This window comes from Psychrobacter okhotskensis, assembly GCF_013248965.1.
GTDB lineage: Bacteria > Pseudomonadota > Gammaproteobacteria > Pseudomonadales > Moraxellaceae > Psychrobacter > Psychrobacter okhotskensis.
Genome location: NZ_JABRVQ010000001.1, coordinates 1 through 20,711, shown reverse-complemented (window position 1 = coordinate 20,711; position 20,711 = coordinate 1). Strand labels below are relative to the sequence as shown.

General features: G+C 44.1%; 15 protein-coding genes and 1 tRNA gene. 1 reads left to right on the top strand and 15 read right to left on the bottom strand.

Going from position 1 to position 20,711, the window contains the following annotated elements; translation table 11 throughout:
* Nucleotides 1-9 precede the first annotated feature (9 nt).
* Genes HQR03_RS00080 through pilM form a run of 4 tightly spaced genes read right to left on the bottom strand, consistent with a single transcriptional unit; the run spans nucleotide 10 to nucleotide 2,985 of the window.
* On the bottom strand, nucleotides 10-543 hold the full coding sequence (locus HQR03_RS00080) for a pilus assembly protein PilP (protein ID WP_173238725.1): 534 nt from the start codon (nucleotides 541-543) through the stop codon (nucleotides 10-12).
* Nucleotides 543-1,274, bottom strand: a complete 732-nt coding sequence (locus HQR03_RS00075) for a type IV pilus inner membrane component PilO (protein ID WP_173238724.1) — start codon at nucleotides 1,272-1,274, stop codon at nucleotides 543-545. Before HQR03_RS00075 ends, HQR03_RS00080 begins: the two co-directional genes overlap by 1 nt.
* Nucleotides 1,271-1,930, bottom strand: coding sequence for a PilN domain-containing protein (locus HQR03_RS00070; protein WP_025652251.1), 660 nt, complete (start codon nucleotides 1,928-1,930; stop codon nucleotides 1,271-1,273). Before HQR03_RS00070 ends, HQR03_RS00075 begins: the two co-directional genes overlap by 4 nt.
* A complete protein-coding gene (gene pilM / locus HQR03_RS00065) occupies nucleotides 1,930-2,985 on the bottom strand; it encodes a type IV pilus assembly protein PilM (protein WP_101212191.1) in 1,056 nt (351 codons plus the stop codon). Before pilM ends, HQR03_RS00070 begins: the two co-directional genes overlap by 1 nt.
* A 193-nt stretch (nucleotides 2,986-3,178) precedes the next feature.
* On the opposite strand from pilM, the gene HQR03_RS00060 reads away from it, so the two are divergent.
* The gene (locus HQR03_RS00060; protein WP_173238723.1) at nucleotides 3,179-5,872 is read left to right on the top strand and encodes a penicillin-binding protein 1A; all 2,694 of its coding nucleotides are present in this window, start codon (nucleotides 3,179-3,181) and stop codon (nucleotides 5,870-5,872) included.
* A 141-nt stretch (nucleotides 5,873-6,013) separates the two neighbouring features.
* Here HQR03_RS00060 and HQR03_RS00055 read toward each other — a convergent pair whose 3' ends face one another.
* The 11 genes from HQR03_RS00055 to HQR03_RS00005 all read right to left on the bottom strand — a co-directional run.
* The gene (locus tag HQR03_RS00055; RefSeq protein ID WP_025652248.1) at nucleotides 6,014-6,541 is read right to left on the bottom strand and encodes a DUF6586 family protein; all 528 of its coding nucleotides are present in this window, start codon (nucleotides 6,539-6,541) and stop codon (nucleotides 6,014-6,016) included.
* Nucleotides 6,542-6,756: 215 nt separating this feature from the next.
* On the bottom strand, nucleotides 6,757-10,974 hold the full coding sequence (gene rpoC / locus HQR03_RS00050) for a DNA-directed RNA polymerase subunit beta' (protein WP_025652247.1): 4,218 nt from the start codon (nucleotides 10,972-10,974) through the stop codon (nucleotides 6,757-6,759).
* A gap of 188 nt (nucleotides 10,975-11,162) precedes the next feature.
* Complete coding sequence (rpoB, locus tag HQR03_RS00045) at nucleotides 11,163-15,281, bottom strand: DNA-directed RNA polymerase subunit beta (RefSeq protein WP_025652246.1); 4,119 nt, start codon at nucleotides 15,279-15,281, stop codon at nucleotides 11,163-11,165.
* A 786-nt stretch (nucleotides 15,282-16,067) separates the two neighbouring features.
* Nucleotides 16,068-16,439, bottom strand: a complete 372-nt coding sequence (gene rplL, locus HQR03_RS00040) for a 50S ribosomal protein L7/L12 (protein ID WP_010201714.1) — start codon at nucleotides 16,437-16,439, stop codon at nucleotides 16,068-16,070.
* 126 nt (nucleotides 16,440-16,565) lie between these two features.
* On the bottom strand, nucleotides 16,566-17,093 hold the full coding sequence (gene rplJ / locus HQR03_RS00035; RefSeq protein ID WP_173238722.1) for a 50S ribosomal protein L10: 528 nt from the start codon (nucleotides 17,091-17,093) through the stop codon (nucleotides 16,566-16,568).
* 394 nt (nucleotides 17,094-17,487) lie between these two features.
* Complete coding sequence (gene rplA / locus HQR03_RS00030; RefSeq protein ID WP_025652243.1) at nucleotides 17,488-18,189, bottom strand: 50S ribosomal protein L1; 702 nt, start codon at nucleotides 18,187-18,189, stop codon at nucleotides 17,488-17,490.
* Nucleotides 18,190-18,621 (bottom strand): 50S ribosomal protein L11, encoded by a 432-nt coding sequence (rplK, locus tag HQR03_RS00025; protein WP_010201717.1) that lies wholly within the window; start codon nucleotides 18,619-18,621, stop codon nucleotides 18,190-18,192.
* 92 nt (nucleotides 18,622-18,713) lie between these two features.
* On the bottom strand, nucleotides 18,714-19,244 hold the full coding sequence (gene nusG, locus HQR03_RS00020) for a transcription termination/antitermination protein NusG (protein ID WP_010201718.1): 531 nt from the start codon (nucleotides 19,242-19,244) through the stop codon (nucleotides 18,714-18,716).
* Between the two features lie 107 nt (nucleotides 19,245-19,351).
* The gene (gene secE / locus HQR03_RS00015) at nucleotides 19,352-19,840 is read right to left on the bottom strand and encodes a preprotein translocase subunit SecE (protein ID WP_025652242.1); all 489 of its coding nucleotides are present in this window, start codon (nucleotides 19,838-19,840) and stop codon (nucleotides 19,352-19,354) included.
* A 51-nt stretch (nucleotides 19,841-19,891) separates the two neighbouring features.
* Nucleotides 19,892-19,967, bottom strand: a tRNA-Trp gene (locus tag HQR03_RS00010).
* A 314-nt stretch (nucleotides 19,968-20,281) separates the two neighbouring features.
* A partial coding sequence (locus HQR03_RS00005) for an EF-Tu C-terminal domain-related protein (protein WP_244951942.1) occupies nucleotides 20,282-20,711 on the bottom strand: 430 nt, incomplete at its 5' end.

Genomic DNA, 20,711 nt, shown 5'->3' with positions numbered 1-20,711 from the left:
TCTGCCGACTTAACTTATAGGGGAGACCAACGACTGGGGCTTTTCAATAAACCCGGCGCGACTGTCTGGCACAATTTCAATCAAATTAATTTGGGTCGGCGTGATTTCAACAATACGGCCGTCATTTAATCCAAGATAATCACCTACTCTCACACTAGCCACTGAACCATCAGGACGTTGTACGAGTGCATATTGCTGACCTTCAGGCGAAATTACGACGCCGCGAAAAGTCAGCTGTGACAGCTCATATTGCTCAAGTGGTTCTTTGACTCTAGTGATATCAGGGCGTACGCCATCGATAGAGGTACTAGGACCTTGTACATTGACTAAGCTTGGTGGCAAAAACGGGCTGCGCTGCGTACTGGCACTATAGACAAAATCTTCTACCAGTTCAGCTTTTGGCGGTGGCTCGATAGGCTGCGCGGGCTGATTGCGAATATCTGTCATCGCTTGCTCTGCCATACCAATACGGTCACTACAACCTGTCATTGATAAAACAGCGGTGCTTAAAATCAGTAGCATGGGCAATTTTTGAATAGTCATTAGTTGCCTCCTGCAGCATCAGTTGTAGCAGCATCAGTCGCGACGGCTTCTTCACCTTCAGGTGCCGCCTCTTTTGAGCGATAGGTTTTGGTTTGTAATACCAAATTCAGCTCCGGCAACACATCCAAAGTAGGTTGTGGATTACTGACTTCAAAATCGTGCATGGTAATAATACGTGGTAAAGCAGCAAGTCCACTGAGAAAGCTACCAAACTGATGATATTCCCCTAACGCTGCAATGCGAATAGGCTGCTCAATAAAGAACTCATTTTCAATTTCAGGCTCTACAGAAATATCTTGGAAACGTATATTACTGCCAACGCCCGTCATATTGATACCCTCTACCAGCTCTGACACACGCGTGTCTTTTGGCAGTTGGTCAAGTAAGGTGTTAAACTCCGTTTCCATCTGGACAACCTGTGCTTGATAAGCCTTTAAATGACGCGCCCGTGATTCTTTTTCACGGTAGCTGTCAAGTAAGGTTTGCTGCTGACTTTCAGCTGCAGTAATCTCATCAATTTTGCTGCTAATCGGTAGCGCCCACGATAGCGCGGCTATCAGAGCAACAATAAATCCAATCACCGTTATCTTTACTGGAAGAGGCCAGCTGCCGTAGTTTTCAGAATCTAAAGACTCAAAACTGCGGCGAAACTCATTCAAGTCAAACTGTTTTTTAGGATTGACAGCCGTCTTTTTGGTTTTAATTAGGCTTTTTTTACGGCTAAGTTTCATAACTCACCTCCAAGCCCAGTAGTTGCATTAGCATCTGCAGGTACCGCCGTCTCTGATTGTACCTTGGTCGTTACGACAAACTGCACATAACTGTCTTCAGGATAAACAGGGCGTGGCTGTTCACCAGTCGTAACCGTTTCATTGAGCGCAGGTGCTGGTGCATAAGCGCTGATATTTTGCTGAATATTACTGACCGCTGAATTGCCCATCCATTTGCTGCTATCAAGATTACGAATCAAACTTGATACGACATTTGGATTGTCCGCAAGACCTGTCAAGGTAAGGGTGTCACCTTCACGTTTTAGATTATTTAGATAAAGCGCAGGAGGAATGGCTTTGGCCAAATCATCCCACAGGCGTACAGGGACGGGACGTCTACCTTGCAAATCTTGAATCACCTGCATACGCGATATGATATCTTCGCGGCGTTGCTCTAGGCTATCAATTTCAGTCAACGCTTTGTCTAAGCGGGCGTTCTCTTGCTCAATCAGGGCATTGGCATTGCGTTGTTCATCAAGCTCATTATTAAAATAGCTCCACGAAGCGAACGCTGCTAACAAGGCGAGTAAAGTTACCGCCACTACTAGGGTAAGAAATTCTTTGTTACGACGTTCGCGCTCTTCTTGCCGCCAGGGCAATAGATTAATACGAGCCATTAGTCGAAGCTCCTTAACGCAAGACCGCACGCGGCCATTAAACTCGGTGCATCAATGACCAACTGCTCATTATCAATGTGCGGCGCAATGGTCATATTGGTAAATGGATTGGCGATACTGACCGTCACACCCAGTTTTTGTTGCGCCATACCAGCAAGACCGGCAATAGAGCTACTACCACCGGCGAGCACGATATGATCAATACTGCTGTATTGGCTCGAGGAAAAGTAAAACTGTAGGGAGCGGGTGATTTGTTGGATGGTATTTTCTATAAAAGGAGTCAACACATCAGGATAATAGTCATCTGGCAAGGTACGTTCACGTTTGCTGATATTTGCTTCTTCAGCTGATAGTCCATAGCGATTTTGTATCGCCTCTGTGAGTTGAGAGCCCCCAAACAATTGCTCGCGACTATAGATAAACTCACCATTCTTAGCAATATATAAAGTGGTTTGATTATGACCGATGTCGACCAAAGCGACCAATTCTGGCATGTTTGGTAGGTTATCCGCCATTAGGCCAAAAGCGCGTTCGATAGCGTGGGTTTCAATATCCATTACCTTGGTTTGCAGGCCACCAAAGGTCAAAGCATCTACTCTTTGGTCAACATTTTCCGAGCGTGAGGCCGCAAGCAGTACTTGCACCATCTCATCATTGATCAAAGACGGGCCCAAGACTTCAAAGTCCAAATTGACATCTTCTAATGGATAAGGCACATATTGATCCGCATCCAAACGAATTTGTGCTTCGCGCTCGACATCGTTTAGCACCATATCCATATCAATGATTTTGGTAATCACTGCTGACCCTGAGACGGCGGCAGCGGCGTCGCTGCCAGCTACCTGACAGCGTCTCGCCAAACCAGCTATAATGTTACCCACTGCCTCAGTATCTACAATGAGTTTGTCGACGACTACGCCTTCCGGTAGTCTTTCAATACCATAGGATTTCAGATGAAATATCCCTTGTTGGCGCTGTATGTCGACCAATTTGACTGAAGTGGCACAGATATCTATGCCAATCAAATGTCGACTTTTGGAAGTAAATAGCCTCACAAACTCTATACCTTATATTAAATGTACAATCTGATAGTTATTTGTAATAATTTAGTACAATACTTTACTTACCAGATAGATTCAAGCATTTAAATAAGTTATTAAGGGTAGCTTACACATTTATTATGACCTACCTATTTTGTTCAAGGTATAATAGTCTATCTGTTGCGAATTTTAATTGATAAGTCTGATTATGACCAAAAAAAATGCTACCGTTCGTCTCATTCACTTTTTGGTGGGGCTTTTCATTGCCTGCTTAGCGTTAGCGCTTATTTTAGCGCTGGCCGTGCCTATTGGCTTCTATGGTATGGCGATGTATTTGTTGCCCACCCTACCTAGTATTCAAGAAATCAAAACTGCCAATTTAGAGATGCCCTTACAGATCTATAGTAGTGATGACAAATTAATCGGTCAGTATGGTAACCGTCTCTCGCTACCGGTTACTTTTGATGAAATCCCTGAAGATCTTACTCATGCTTTTTTAGCAGCAGAAGACGCGGCATTCTTTCAGCACAGTGGTATTAGTATTAAAGGTCTTGGTCGCGCGGTCACCGAAGTGGTGACTGATGATGACAGCCAAACTGGTGGCTCTACCATTACTATGCAGGTTGCCAAAAACTACTTTCTCAGCCCAGAGCGCACCTTAAATCGTAAACTGACGGAATTGTTTTTAGCTCGCAAAATTGAAGACGAGCTCAGCAAAAACGATATTTTGACTCTTTATGTCAATAAAATTTATCTCGGCGAAGGTGCTTATGGTATCCGCGCCGCTGCCAAAAAATATTACAGTAAATCTTTAGAGCATCTCTCTATCGCTGAGATGGCCATGTTAGCAGGTCTGCCAAAAGCCCCCTCTAAATACAATCCAGTTGCTAATCCTAGCCGCGCTCTTACTCGCCGTAATTGGATCATTGGTCGTATGCTTGAGCTTGGCTATATCAGCAAAGCGCAACACGATGAAGCGGTAAGCTCACCGGTAGCTATCAATTTATACCAAGAAAAGCTAGACGTTAATATGCCGTATCTGGCAGAAATGACTCGCTCTACCTTGGTTGAGCGTTATGGTGAGCAAGTCATGAATGGTGGCTGGCGTGTGCGTCTTACTGTTGATAGCAAAGCCCAGACCGATGCAGAAGCTGCCGTGCTGACAGGTCTAGTAGCTTATGATCATCGTCATGGCTGGCGCGGTGCGGAAGCCAATGATGAGCCACTTGAGAATTTCCGTCGTTACAGCAACATGTCCCCTGCCAAAGTTACCAAGGTTAATTCGCGTAGTTTCGAGGCAACCATGCCATCAGGTGAAAGCGTGACCGTTAACTGGTCAGGCATGAGCTGGGCACGCAAATATTTTTCAGCCAATCGTATTGGTTATTATCCGAGTAACGCCGGACAAATTGTTAATAAAAATGACATCGTTCGTCTGATACCGACAACTAATGGTAATTGGCAACTGGCGCAAGTACCTAAGGTGCAAGGCAGTTTGGTTTCGTTAAATCCTGAAACGGGTGCAGTTAATGCCTTGGTCGGTGGTTTTGACTTTAACCACAGCAAATTCAACCGCGCTCTGCAAGGGTGGCGTCAACCGGGCTCAACGATTAAGCCGCTGGTCTATACCACTGCTTTAGAAAAAGGCTACCGTCCAGACAGCATTGTCTCGGATCGACCCATTCAAGTAGGCGATTGGAAACCTAAAAACTCCGATCAACGTTTCTTAGGTGACATCACCTTACGCCGTGGCTTATATCTATCACGCAACTTGGTATCCATTCGCTTATTACAGGCGATTGGTATCTCCGACGCCCGTAACCTATTAGATGAATTTGGTCTTGATAAAGAAAAGCTACCGACGACCTTATCGCTGGCATTGGGTGCAGGACAAGCAACACCATTACAAATGGCAACCGCCTACTCTACCTTCGCCAATGGCGGTCATCGCATTCAGCCTTACTTTATCGAACAAATCTATAATTATGACAACAAGCTATTATTCCAAGCCAATCCGCAGCAAGCTTGTGCTTTATGCTTTAACGAACAACTGGAAGATGCTAATAAAAAGCTGCTTGAAGATTATCAGGCAAAAACAGAAAAAGAGAATGAAGCGCTTGCTGCTAAAAAACAGGAAAAGGCTAACACTAAAGACAAAGCATCAGAGAATGGATCAGCTGCTGAGCTAAATGCAGAAAATAGTGACAATACGGTAAAAGATGAAAAGGCGCTTGATTTAAATGTTTATGATGCAAGTCCAGCTTCAGATCGCTTAAAAGCGCCTGTTGTGCAGTACGTTATGGCAACGCAAGCACCACGTATTTTAAAGCCAAGAGTGGCTTATGATATGGCTGATATCTTACGTGATGTGGTACAACGCGGTACAGCCGTTCGGGCAAAAGCCTTAGGACGCAACGATATCGGTGGTAAGACCGGTACGACTAACGATGCGAAAGATGCTTGGTTTGCCGGATTCCATCCGACCAACGCGACCGTCGTATGGATGGGTTTTGATCAACCATCGACCCTTGGTCGCCGTGAGTATGGTGGTGTGGCAGCATTACCTGTGTGGATGGACTTTATGAGAGCCCAGCTTAAAGGTGTACCCAATCAATGGGTCTCCGTTAATAACCGTGCCAAATCTAAAAAGCAAAAACAACAAATTATAGAAATGACGGATGATGGCACTATTGCTAGCGAAGACGAGGATACTGATGTCAGTACTTCAGCCAACAAACCTGTCAAGACCAAAGCGCAGCAACGTAAGGCACCAGAACCTGAGCCGGTTGAAGAAGCAGAGCGTGCGCCCGTGGCAAAACCAAATAATAGTAACAATGATAGCGTGCCACAAAACCCGCTGTCGGTCACTCCTGTGGAGCGTATGCCGCCCATGCCAGAGTAAAACCTTTGTCATGATAATGGCTATTTAACGTTAAAAGGCTGGTTCAGCAATCACTGAGCCAGTCTTTTTTTATTTTAAAACCATGCTCTCAAAGCTGTTCTTTTAAAACTTTGCTTATAAAATCAGTTAAGTCCTACCTTGCTAAAACTCAACCATACCAGCACGCAACTGCTCAATCAGCTCAAGAAACTGTTGGCGCCATTCACGTATGGTTGCCTCATCTGGTAACCATTGGTTCGATAAAGTAACGACATTGACGATAAGATCTTTTGGTTCTATCTCAACCGTATTAACATTTTCAGCTGTCGAATTATCGGGTAATACGGCATACAGGCAACGTTGGTAAGCCCGCTCTACATTGGCCAAAAAGCCATGTTGTTGTAACTGCTGCAAGCGTTGAATTTCAGGCGACACTTGGGTACGTTCGCTCAGCGCTTGCTCGATATCTGCCAAGGTTGGGGCGGTCATATTTAGGCTATAAAAATGACCAAGCTCTTGGATAAAGGCTAAAAAACTGCCGTATAAATGAAAAATAGCAGTCTCACAGTGTGCTTGGTATAACTGCTTATCGTTGGTACTTCCTGCCGCTTGGCAAGATAGACGACAAAAATACAGCTTTTGGTTGGTTCGATCTGCTTGATATTTGGCAACGCGCGTTTTACCTGCCATGCTTTAATTATCCTTGTGTTAGAGGGTCAGTATTTACAAAGAATACGCTATTTTTCCAGTTTACTATTTTCTAAGACATATTTCTGAAAAAATTTATTTTCATTATATGACTTTCAAGTATTTGCTTTTCTCTGATGTTTCTATATTTCAACGCATAAAAAAGCCAGCGACTGGGCTGGCTTTTTTATTTTTATTCAAAAGTTAACAGCAGACCCTTAGTTGTCTTGATTTAGCTCTTGAGCAAAGGCTTCGTCAAAGCTAGCAAAGTCTTTACTATCAGTGCTTGCTGTCATGTCAAACGCTGCATTTAAGTCTTTGTCTTGTAGCTTCTGATCTGCTTTCTCTTTGCGTGCTTTATGATAAGCAAGACCGGTACCAGCAGGTATCAAACGACCAACAACAACGTTTTCTTTCAGACCACGTAACTCATCGACTTTACCAGTGACGGCAGCAGCTGTTAGGACACGAGTAGTCTCCTGGAATGATGCTGCTGAGATAAAGCTTTCCGTTGCCAAGCTGGCTTTAGTGATACCCAGTAATTGACGCTCAAACTGTACTGGGAATTTATCTTCCGCTTCTAGTTTAGCATTCAATGCTTTGATATCAGCGTACTCGACCTGATCACCTTTGAAGTGACTTGAATCGCCGCCATCAGTAATTTCAACTTTACGTAGCATCTGACGAATAATAACTTCGATGTGCTTATCGTTGATTTTTACACCCTGCAAGCGATAAACGTCCTGTACTTCGTTTACGATATAATCAGCAAGCGCCGTTTGACCTTTCAGACGTAAGATATCGTGCGGGTTTTGTGGACCATCAGCGATAACTTCACCACGAGCAACTGTTTCGTTTTCGAAGACGTTAATTTGACGCCATTTCGGGATCAGCTCTTCATGAACCTCACCATCTTCATTGGTGATAATGAAGCGGTTTTTACCTTTGGTTTCTTTACCGAAGCTAACCACACCACTCATTTCAGCCATAATCGCATGGTCTTTTGGACGCCGTGCTTCGAACAAGTCAGCAACACGTGGTAGACCACCGGTAATGTCTTTAGTACCTGAAGACGCTTGCGGTACACGGCCTAGAATCGATCCCGCTGCTACTTTTTCACCGTCGCTCACGCGAATGATGGTTTCAGCAGGTAAGAAGTAAACCACTTCTTTACCTTCGTCAGTGTTCAAGATAATCGCTGGACGTAAGTCTTTGGCTGAGCTTGAACGGTCACGAGTGGCTAGAATCTCAAATGAGCTCATACCCGTCGCGTCATCAACCTTCACAGTCGCCGTCATACCATCAGTGATATCGCTGAAGCGTGCAGTACCTGCGAATTCAGTGATAATTGGATGCGTGTGCGGATCCCATTTAGCGATGGTTTGACCACCTTCGACCTGATCTTCGTGTTTGACAAGAACGCTTGAACCATAAGGAACTTTATAACGCTCACGCTCACGACCAAGTTCATCGGTCAACGCAATTTCAGCAGAACGCGATACGATAACTAGGTGACCGTCTGTATGCTGAACCGTTTTCATGTTTTCGAAATGCGCTTGACCAGCATTACGTACAGAGATGCTGTTGTCCACTGATGCTGAGCTTGCTGCCCCGCCCACGTGGAACGTACGCATGGTTAACTGAGTACCAGGCTCACCGATAGACTGCGCCGCCATAACACCGACCGACTCGCCGATATTGACTTTATGACCACGGGCAAGATCACGACCATAACACTGTGAACAAACGCCATGTTCGATATCACAGGTAATAACTGAGCGTACCCAGATATCATCGATTGCGTTTTCGTCAAGCACATTGACCCAATGCTCATCGATCAACGTACCCGCTGGAATCAATACCTTATCAGCATCATCGTTGTACGTCACATCACGAGCCGTCACACGACCAAGTACTAGCTCACCGAGTTTTTCGATGATCTCACCACCTTGAATATGCGGCTTCATGAGCAAGCCTTGCTCAGTACCACAGTCATCACTGGTAATGACCAAATCTTGTGCCACATCAACCAAACGACGAGTCAGGTAACCCGAGTTAGCGGTTTTTAATGCGGTATCTGCTAGACCTTTACGCGCGCCATGTGTAGAGATAAAGTACTGGAGTACGGTCAAACCTTCGCGGAAGTTGGCTTTAATCGGGGTCTCAATAATTGAGCCATCTGGTTTTGCCATCAGACCACGCATACCAGCCAACTGACGAATCTGCGCCGCACTACCACGAGCACCAGAATCTGACATGATAAAGATAGAGTTAAATGACTTCTGCTCTTCTTCTTCACCTTGGGCGTTGATCACTTTATCTGTTGCCAAGTTATCCATCATCGCTTTCGCGACTTTGTCATTGGTACGTGACCAGATATCAACCACTTTGTTATAACGCTCACCAGCGGTCACAAAACCTTGCTCGAACTGATCTTCAATCTCGCGCACTTCGCCTTCAGCAACTTCGATAATTTGCTTTTTGCTTGGCGGAATAACCATGTCATCCAAACCGATAGACACACCAGATAGCGTTGCTTGCGCAAAACCTAGATACATCAATTGGTCAGCAAACATAACACTGTCTTTAACACCTACTTTACGATAGCAAGAGTTGATCAATTTAGAGATGTTTTTCTTCGTCATCTCTTGGTTACACTCATCAAACGTCATACCTTTAGGCATGATGTTCCAGATAAGCAAACGGCCAGCAACCGTGTCTTTGATACTGATCTCTTTGGTCTCGTTGCCTTCTTCATCAAAATGCGTTTCAGTCACACGAACTTTGATTTTGGCGTTCACATGTAAATCGTTTGAGCCAATCGCGCGCAATGCTTCATTGACAGTGGCAAAAATCATGCCTTCGCCTTTGGCATTTACTGATGAACGGCTAATATAATACAAACCAAGTACCACATCCTGTGACGGTACGATGATTGGATCACCGTTCGCAGGCGACAAGATGTTGTTGGTCGACATCATCAAAGCACGTGACTCAAGCTGAGCTTCTAGCGTCAATGGCACGTGAACTGCCATTTGGTCACCATCGAAATCGGCGTTGAATGCGGTACAAACGAGTGGATGCAGCTGGATGGCTTTACCTTCGATTAGTACTGGCTCGAACGCTTGTAGACCCAAACGGTGAAGTGTTGGTGCACGGTTCAAGAGCACTGGATGCTCACGGATAACCATGGCCAACATATCCCACACTTGCGGTTCTTCACGCTCAACCATCTTTTTAGCAGCTTTAATCGTCGTTGCCAAACCATGAGACAATAGTTTGTTATAAGTAAATGGCTTGAATAGCTCAAGTGCCATCTTCTTCGGTAGACCACACTGATGTAGACGTAGCGTAGGACCGACAACGATGACCGAACGGCCAGAATAATCGACACGCTTACCCAATAAGTTTTGACGGAAACGACCTTGCTTACCTTTGATCATATCTGCCAAAGATTTCAATGGACGCTTATTACTACCGGTAATCGCACGACCGCGACGACCATTATCGAGTAGCGCATCGACTGATTCTTGCAACATACGTTTTTCGTTACGCACGATGATATCAGGGGCGCTTAGCTCTAATAGACGCTTAAGACGGTTATTACGGTTGATGACGCGGCGATATAAATCGTTTAGATCTGATGTCGCAAAACGGCCGCCTTCTAGTGGTACTAGCGGGCGCAAGTCTGGTGGTAAGACTGGTAAGATATTCATTACCATCCACTCAGGCTTGTTATTAGAATCACGGAATGCTTCTAATAGCTTAAGACGCTTAGACATCTTTTTAAGCTTAGTTTCAGAACCTGTTTGTGGAATCGCTTCACGCAGCTCATCGATTTCTAAATCTAAATCGATGTCTTTTAATAGGTCTTGAACGGCTTCTGCACCCATTTTGGCTGTGAACTCATCACCAAACTCTTCAAGTGCTCTGTAATAATCTTCATCATCAAGCAATTGATACTTCTCTAGAGAAGTCAGACCAGGTTCTGTGACAATATAGCTTTCAAAATAAAGCACACGCTCAATGTCACGCAGCGTCATGTCTAACAATAGACCGATGCGGCTTGGTAATGATTTTAAGAACCAAATATGCGCCACAGGACTGGCTAGGTCGATATGACCCATGCGATCGCGACGAACTTTGGCGGTCGTGACTTCAACGCCACATTTTTCACAGATAACGCCTTGGAATTTACGGCGTTTGTACTTACCACATAGACATTCAAAGTCTTTTACTGGGCCAAAGATTTTGGCACAAAAAAGACCATCACGCTCAGGTTTAAATGTACGATAGTTAATGGTTTCAGGCTTTTTCACTTCACCATGCGACCATGACTTGATCACATCAGGTGAGGCCAACGTAATTTGGATGCTATCAAACTCTTGATTACCGTTGCCGGTAGGGCTTTGCATGATATCGAGTAAATCTTTCAAGTTGCTTCTCCGTTATCTTTATAATCATCTGATGGCGTGCTATTGACGCAAATAAGATGAATGAAGGCAATGAATAGGGTTGAGACAAATCACTAAAAGCAGCAGCTATCCGCGTACTGCTTCTAGATTGACCACTAAGAATAATAATTAACTAAAGCTATGTTAAAGGTAGCTTCAGTCAGCCGTGCTTAATGGGTTTGCTTTAACTCAATATTGATACCCAGTGATTTGATTTCTTTGGTCAAGACGTTAAACGATTCAGGCATACCTGGATCCATATATTGCTCACCATCGACGATGTTTTTGTACATACGGGTACGGCCTTCAACGTCATCCGACTTCACCGTTAGCATTTCTTGCAAGGTATAAGTCGCGCCATATGCTTCTAGTGCCCAAACTTCCATCTCACCGAAGCGCTGACCACCAAACTGTGCTTTACCACCGAGTGGCTGCTGCGTTACTAGTGAGTAAGAACCGGTAGAACGTGCATGCATTTTGTCATCAACCAAATGGTTAAGTTTCAGCATATACATATAACCGACCGTTACTTGACGATCAAACTTCTGACCGGTACGACCATCATACAATGTCTGCTGACCGTTTCTAGCTAGACCAGCAAGCTCTAGCAAGTCTTTGACTTGATGCTCATGCGCACCATCAAATACTGCTGTGCCCATCGGTACACCGCCACGCAAGTTGTCTGCCAATGCCATGATATCGTCGTCAGACAAGCTATCAAGATCGACTTGCTCGCCGCCCACTTTGTTATAAATTTGGTCTAAGAATTCACGTAAGTCTTTCATCGCAGCTTGTGCTTTCAGCATGCCATCAATCTTCTCACCCAAACCTTTCGCCGCCATACCCAAATGCGTCTCTAGCACCTGACCGATGTTCATACGCGATGGAACACCAAGTGGGTTCAGTACAATGTCAACTGTGTTGCCATGCTCGTCATAAGGCATGTCTTCAACCGGCATAATGCGCGATACAACACCTTTGTTACCATGACGACCAGCCATCTTATCACCAGGCTGAATACGACGCTTAACTGCTAGATAAACCTTAACGATTTTTTGTACGCCATGTTGCAAATCATCACCAGCGGTCAATTTGCGTTTTTTCTCAGCAAATTTAACATCGATATCTTTTTGCTTATCGACTAAGTAATCGGCAATCTGCGTGAGACGCTCAGAGATTTCTTCTTCAACCGGCTGGATATCAAGCAAGGTCTCAAGGCTCATGTCTTTCATATCAGCCAATGCCATAACCGTACCAGCTTTTAGACCCGAACCACCACTGACTTTTTGGCCATCTAATAGATTACCAATACGACCACGTGCTGCTTCTTCAAAGATACGTAGCTCTTCTTTTAAATCTTTACGATAGCTATCAAGCTGCGATTTTTCAATCGCTCTTGCGCGCGCATCTTTTTCGACGCCATCACGGGTAAAGACCTGTACGTCGATGACCGTACCTTTGCTTGATGTTGGAACACGCAATGAGGTGTCTTTCACATCAGCCGCTTTTTCACCAAAGATAGCCCGTAGTAATTTCTCTTCTGGCGTCAGTTGCGTCTCACCTTTTGGCGTGACTTTACCAACTAAAATATCACCAGCGTCCACTTCAGCACCGATATAAACGATACCAGCTTCATCAAGACTTGATAGCGCCGCTTCACCGACGTTTGGAATATCCGCAGTGATCTCTTCTGTGCCAAGCTTGGTATCACGTGCCACACACGTCAATTCTTGAATATGAATCGTGGTGAAACGATCTTCTTTTACCACTTTTTCAGATAACAAGATCGAATCTTCGAAGTTGTAACCATTCCAAGGCATAAATGCGATGCGAATGTTCTGACCCAATGCAAGCTCACCAAGATCCGTAGAAGGACCATCAGCTAAGATATCACCTACAGCAATAGCATCACCTTGGTTGACGATGACGCGTTGGTTGATACACGTGTTTTGGTTTGAGCGCGTGTATTTAACGAGGTTATAGATATCAATACCGGCTTCGCCAGCGATCATCTCATCTTCATTCACACGAACAACGACACGTGAGGCATCAACGTCTTCGATCACACCGCCACGCTTAGCGATGACACAAACACCAGAATCACGCGCAACGTGACGCTCCATACCCGTACCTACTAACGGCTTATCAGCACGTAGCGTAGGAACAGCCTGACGCTGCATGTTCGAACCCATCAAGGCACGGTTAGCATCATCATGCTCTAGGAACGGAATCAAACCTGCTGCGACCGATACGACCTGACTTGGCGACACATCCATATGCGTCACTTTTTCTGGCGGCATGCGGACGAATTCACCGTAGCTACGCACACTGACCATTTCATCAGATAATGCGCCTTCTGCGGTTACTGGTGAATCAGCCTGTGCAATGACCGTACCTACTTCTTCAATCGCTGATAGATACTCAATAACGTCCGTTACTTTACCATCAACCACACGGCGATAAGGCGTTTCTAAGAAGCCAAAGCTGTTGGTCTTTGCAAAGGTCGCTAATGAGTTAATCAAACCAATGTTTGGACCTTCAGGAGTCTCAATCGGACATACACGGCCATAATGGGTATCATGTACGTCACGTACTTCAAAGCCTGCACGTTCACGGGTCAGACCACCGGGCCCTAATGCAGATACGCGACGTTTATGGGTCACTTCTGACAACGGGTTATTCTGATCCATAAACTGTGACAACTGACTTGAACCAAAGAATTCTTTTACCGCAGCCGCTACTGGCTTTGAGTTAATCAAATCTTGTGGCGACAAGTTATCAGATTCCGCCGAGCTTAAACGCTCTTTGACCGCACGCTCAACACGTACTAAACCAACACGGAATTGGTTTTCTGCCATTTCGCCTACTGAACGAATACGGCGGTTACCTAGATGGTCAATATCATCGACTTCGCCGCGACCATTACGAATTTCAATCAATTCTTTTAGAACGTTAACGATATCGGCATTGGTTAATACGCTACGTTCACGCTGAATATCAGCATCATCGGTATCTACAAAATCAAGACCAAGACGGCGGTTGAACTTCATACGACCGACATTAGATAAATCATAACGATCAGCGTTAAAGAACATACTATCAAATAGCTTCTCAGCGGTCTCAACCGTTGGTGGCTCACCTGGACGCATGACTTTATAAATCTCAATCAATGCTTCTTCACGGCTTGAGGTGCTATCTGCACGTAGCGTATCGGCAATATAACTGCCTTGATCGATATCATTGGTGAACAGAATGCTGAACTCTTTGATAGACTCACTGGCTTCAAACGCGCTTAATTTAACCAATAATTCATGGTCAATTAACGTATTGGCTTTGGCAATAACTTCATCATTAACGACGATATCTTCGGCCAAGATACGCTCATATAAGTACTCATCAGGGATAGAGATTTTAGTCATACCCGCTTCTTCAAGCTGACGGATACGGCGGGCGTTGATACGCTTACCCTGCTCTACAATAACCTCACCTTCAGGTGATACGATGTCGAACTGTGCCATCTCACCACGTAAGCGGTCAGCAACCAGATCAATCTCAAACTGCTCTTCGCCCTTATAAACGGCTACTTTATCAAAGAACAAATCTAAGATTTCAGAGGTACTCAAACCCAATGCACGAAGAATAATAGACGCTAATAGCTTACGACGACGGTCAATACGAGCAAAGACTAGATCTTTGGCATCGAATTCAAAGTCAAGCCATGAACCACGGTAAGGGATAATACGGGCGTTATAAAGTACTTTACCACTTGAATGTGACTTACCTTTATCATGATCAAAGAAAACGCCAGGAGAGCGATGCAGCTGAGACACGATAACTCGCTCAGTACCATTAATAATAAAGGTACCATTTTGGGTCATCAAAGGCATCTCGCCCATATAGACGCTTTGCTCACGGATATCTTTGATTGCCGCTTTGCTGTCTTTGTCTTTGCTGTCTTTATCTTTAATAATCAGACGGATTTTGACACGCATAGGCGCTGCGAACGTTGAGCCACGCAGGATACACTCACGCTCGTCAAACTCAGGTGTACCTAAGTAATATTCAACGAATTGTAGCTCTGCGTTACCAGAGTGACTCTCAATTGGGAAAATAGAAGAATACGCAGCTTGCAAGCCACTATTCTCACGAGCTTTTGGTTTTTTATGCTCTTGCAAAAATTGCTCGTAGGAATCTACTTGAATAGACAGCAAATAGGGAATGTCCATCACAGTGGGCAATTCAGCAAAACTTTTGCGAATACGCTTTTTTTCAGTATAAGAATATGCCATCGAGAGTCCTTACAGTAAACGTGGAAACGAATTGAAAGCGTGGCCAGCGTGCATCAATACTATTTAATATTAATATTATGCAAACTTGACAACGTAAACGATAATATAAAACGGGTGTTAATACTCAGCTAGTGACTGTTTATCCATTGGTACAGGTGATACAGTGGTATGTGCTTCAGCAGTGCGTCACTATGACACTGTATTCAATCTTATAATCGGTATCTAAGCCACTCTATATGATGCCTTAGACCGACAATTTCAATATCAGCCAATCTATATTCAATTGCCTAAAAGGCCAAATTTACCAATATTCTTGAGAAGAAATAACTTCTATTCGAGTCATGCTAAACTACTTGCTATCAAAATCAATATCGTCGCTAATATCTACCGTCTATGAGCCTACCTACTGACAGTAAAACCATGCTAAATGGACAACCTAAGATCAACAGCTTTTCAGGATTAATAATTGGGGTAGCTATAAATTTTAGAACAATGACTTTTAAAATCAGTATAAACTATAGTGTTAATGGGAAAGCATGCAGACACAAAAAAATGCCAAACATCTATGGACGTTTAGCTGATATTAACTGATTTCAAAAACTGGTATGTGTGCTTGCACTGTGTTTATTTGCATAGCTATCGTCTGTCCTTTTGATGGGTATCCACCGTGATGTTGCATACGACTGTTGGCAGACACAAAAGGTCAAGCTACGAATTATAATAAAAAAAAGCTGGCAATGCAAGGCATTACCAGCTTTTTTTGTACAACACTAAGATAAGCTCAGCTTATTTTAGTTCAACAGTTGCACCAGCTTCTTCAAGTTTCTTTTTCAACTCTTCAGCTTCAGCTTTGTTAACGCCTTCTTTGATTGGAGCTGGAGCGCTTTCAACCAAATCTTTCGCTTCTTTCAGGCCAAGACCAGTAGCTTCACGTACGGCTTTAATTACGCCAACTTTCTTCTCGCCAAAGCTGGCAAGAACAACGTCAAACTCGTCTTTTTCTTCAGCAGCAGCAGCAGCAGGGCCAGCAGCAGCAGGTGCAGCAGCAACAGCAGCCGTTACGCCGAATTTTTCTTCCATGTCGCTGATTAACTCAACGATATCCATTACTGACATTTCAGCGATTGCGTTTAACACATCATCTTTAGATAGTGCCATGAGAACTCTCCGTTATCTGATAAAAATTAATTGATTTTAATATCGCTTGGATTGCTTGCCAAATTTTTAAATAGTGTTGGCAATGAAGTGCAATCGGCGATGTCAAAGTTACGTTAAAACAAGCAATTAAGCAGCTTCTTTTGCGTCTTTGATTGCCGCTACCGTGCGAACAAGCTTACTAGGAACAGCGTTCATAGTTTGAACAAGCTTGGTCACTGGTGCATTCATAGTAGCCATCAAGATAGAGATTGCTTCGTCGCGAGTTGGTAGCTTCGATACGCGCTCTAGCTCTTCTGGACCATAAACAACACCACCAACTGATACCAATTTGGTCTCTAGGGCTTTGTTATCTTTGCTGAAGTCGTAAACGACTCGAGCAGCAGATCCCAAATCTTCCATAGAGAAAGCCAAAAGTAGTGGACCAGTCATACGGTCTGACATGCTCTCAAACTTAGTGCCTTCAAAAGCGCGTTTTGCTAGGGTATTTTTTACCACTTTCAAAATCACGCCTTTCTCACGGGCTTGTTCGCGCAGCTTAGTAAGCTTTGCAACACCAATACCGTGATATTCGGCAGCTACTGCTGAGTAAGCATTAGCAGCAACTTCAGACACTTCAGCCACAACTTGTTGTTTTTGCTCTAGCGTTAATGCCATAAGTTGACTCCTTTAATCTTATCAATCTAATTCATACTAAGATTGACTTGATACGACACGTTATTTATAAATTCTATAAAGAATTCACTCATAACGACTGATTACGGCACCGTTATCAGAATGACATCAAGTGATAGGTTGCCCTATCGGCTCTTATCAACAACTGGGTGGGTCACCGTCTGCGTAGGACAACTGAGATTTTCATCTGTCGTCGATTAACAAAAGCAGCTCGTTGCTATTATTAATAATCCGAAGATTAAAACTAATAACGCGAAACCGCTTTCTACCTACGGTCTTAGACAGCATAGCGTTTGCTACGCTGACCTAATTCTTTAAAATAGTGTGTTCATGCTTCAAAACTGTTGAATCATGAGTAATTTTTTATGCAGTAAAATTATTTAGCAACACGATATGGAACAGGATCAATCGTGATACCTGGGCCCATGGTGCTAGACAAGGTGATTTTCTTAATGAAAGTACCTTTAGACGTAGCAGGCTTAGCGCGTTTTAGATCAGATAGCAATGCTTGAGCGTTTTCTATAACTTGCTCAGCAGTAAAGCCAACTTGACCGATAGTGGTATGGATAATACCCGCTTTATCAACACGATACTGTGCTTGACCCGCTTTCGCATTAGCCACAGCTTCAGCAACGTTAGGCGTTACCGTACCAACTTTTGGGTTAGGCATTAGACCACGTGGGCCTAGGATAGTACCTAACTGACCGACGACACGCATCGCATCAGGAGCCGCGATGACCACGTCAAAGTCCATGTTACCGGCTTTGATTTGATCCGCTAAATCATCCATACCAACGATGTCAGCACCCGCTTCTTTAGCGGCTTCAGCAGCAGCACCTTGAGCAAATACCGCAACGCGTTTGGTTTTACCAGTACCAGCAGGTAGGTTGGTAGCGCCACGAACGACTTGGTCAGATTTACGTGGGTCAACGCCCAAGTTTACTGCGATGTCGATAGACTCTTTGAATTTAAGAGCTGGCAAATCGTTTAGGATTTGAACCGCTTCTTCAAGAGTGTATAACTTTTCGTTTTCTACACGCTCAGCGATTAATTTTTGACGCTTAGTAAGTTTACTCATTTACACACCCTCCACGGTAATACCCATTGAACGTGCAGTACCAGCGATGGTACGAACAGCAGCATCAAGATCAGCAGCCGTTAAATCTGCGTCTTTAGTCTTAACGATGTCTTCTAACTGAGCACGGTCCACTTTACCGACTTTAGCGGTGTTTGGGGTACCAGAACCTTTAGCGATACCAGCAGCCTTACGTAGTAAGTATGCCGCTGGTGGTGACTTCATGATGAAGGTAAAAGACTTATCGCTGTATACAGTGATCTCAGTAGGAATCGGTAGACCCGGCTCTTGATTTGAGGTCGCAGCGTTAAATTCTTTACAGAACGCCATGATGTTCACGCCTTTTTGACCCAATGCTGGACCAATCGGTGGTGAAGGGTTTGCTTTGCCTGCAGGCACTTGCAGTTTGATGTAACCATCAATCTTCTTAGCCATGAGATACTCTCCTTTATGGGTAATAGCGCCAAATCAATACGGTATAACCCTTATTGACTAACAGCTCCCCGGTTGATAAATTTTTTGCAGGTTTAGTCTAATTTTTCAACTTTACTAAACTCAAGCTCAACCTGAGTCGGTCGATTAAATACGTTTACTGTTAAATGCAATTTAGACTTCTCATAATCCACCTTTTCAACCAACCCTTTAAAGTCAGTAAATGGACCATCGATAACCAACAACTCTTCGCCCGGCTCAAATAGCGTCTTAGGACGTGGGTCAGTTTCAGTCTGATTCAAACGGTTTAGAATGCGATCGGCTTCTACTTGCGTAATAGGCGCTGGCGTCTCAGGTGTACCACCAATGAAACCCATAATACGTGGACAGTCTTTTACGATGTGCCAAGTATTGTCGTTCATCTCCATTTGGATCAATACATATCCTGGAAAAAACTTACGCTCGCTCTTACGCTTTTTGCCGTCTTTCATTTCGACGACTTCTTCCGTAGGCACCAATACATCACCGAATGACTCAGCAAAGTCACTACGATTGATACGATCAGTTAATGAACGTTGTACTTGTTTTTCATATCCTGAAAACGCTTGGACAATATACCAACGCATATCACGCTCCTGATCATTGTAAGTAAGTCGTTATAAATAAAATTTGAGTTAAACAAGCAAGATACTCGCTATTCGTAATGCACGATATGCGCCAAATCCTAGACTATTTAACCAATAAATATCCCAACGAACCAATTAAAGAAGTTATCTAGCAACCAAACAAAAAACCCAACAATCGCAATCATGACAATGGTTTGCCATGTGTATTGAAAGGTTTCGTCTTTGCCCGGCCACGTCACTCGGCGTAGCTCAACGGCGGCGTCTTTTAATAATATTTTAAAAGCGCGGCCTTGATGCGTTAATGCCAAGCATACTAATGCCAATACGATAAGGGCGACAATAAGACCGATACGTACCCAGACATCATTGGCAGGCTGCCAATAGCCAGGTAAATATTGGTTAACTAACGTCGCGCCAATTAATACTACTGCGGCAAGTAGCCACAAAACCACATCTTTTGCTGAGCCAGTCTTGGCCACTTCAACAGCAGTTGTTTGATTACCTGCTGAGATGTGCTGACCTTTAGACAGCATTCCACCAGTACCCGCCTTGGCATCAGATAACTTAGTCTCGAGGTTATCTTGATTATTGCTCATAAAGAACTCGCTTCGGAGATGGTGGGAGACAACAAAGATGTGATAAGAAGATGGCAGGCGATGTAGGACTCGAACCTACAACCCTCGGTTTTGGAGACCGATGCTCTACCAATTGAGCCAATCGCCTATGGGTGTAAAGGACAGCATTATACAATATTCAGCATAGAATGCAAGCCTTTAGCGGTAAAATTGTACATTTTAGTCAGTTTTATTTGATGAAGAAGTGTGCCTTTCATCCAAGAGACTTCGTACAAAGCTGCGTTAATATAACAAGGCAAGCGCCATATTACAATAGAAGATAGAACTGATGCCGTATCTAATTTTAAACGCTATCACCATTATAAAGAATAGTCGTATAAATCCAAAAAAAAGCCACCCTTTCTCAAGGATGGCTTTTCACGAACTGATCAACTTTCTCAGATGACTCTGATAGGTTAAATCTTAGTTCAATACGTTAGCAACAACACCAGCGCCTACAGTACGGCCGCCTTCACGAATAGCGAAGCGAAGACCTTTGTCCATAGCGATTGGGTGGATAAGCTCTACGCCCATCTCAACGTTATCACCAGGCATAACCATTTCAGTACCGTCTTGTAATTGGATTGCGCCAGTTACGTCAGTGGTACGGAAGTAGAACTGTGGACGATAGCCGTTTAGGAATGGTGTGTGACGACCACCCTCTTCTTTTGACAGTACGTATACTTCTGCGTCAAATTTGGTATGCGGGGTGATCGAACCGGGCTTAGCGAGTACTTGGCCACGTTGGACGTCTTCACGCTTAGTACCACGTAGTAGTACGCCACAGTTTTCGCCTGCACGACCTTCGTCAAGCAGTTTACGGAACATCTCTACACCAGTACAGGTGGTTTTT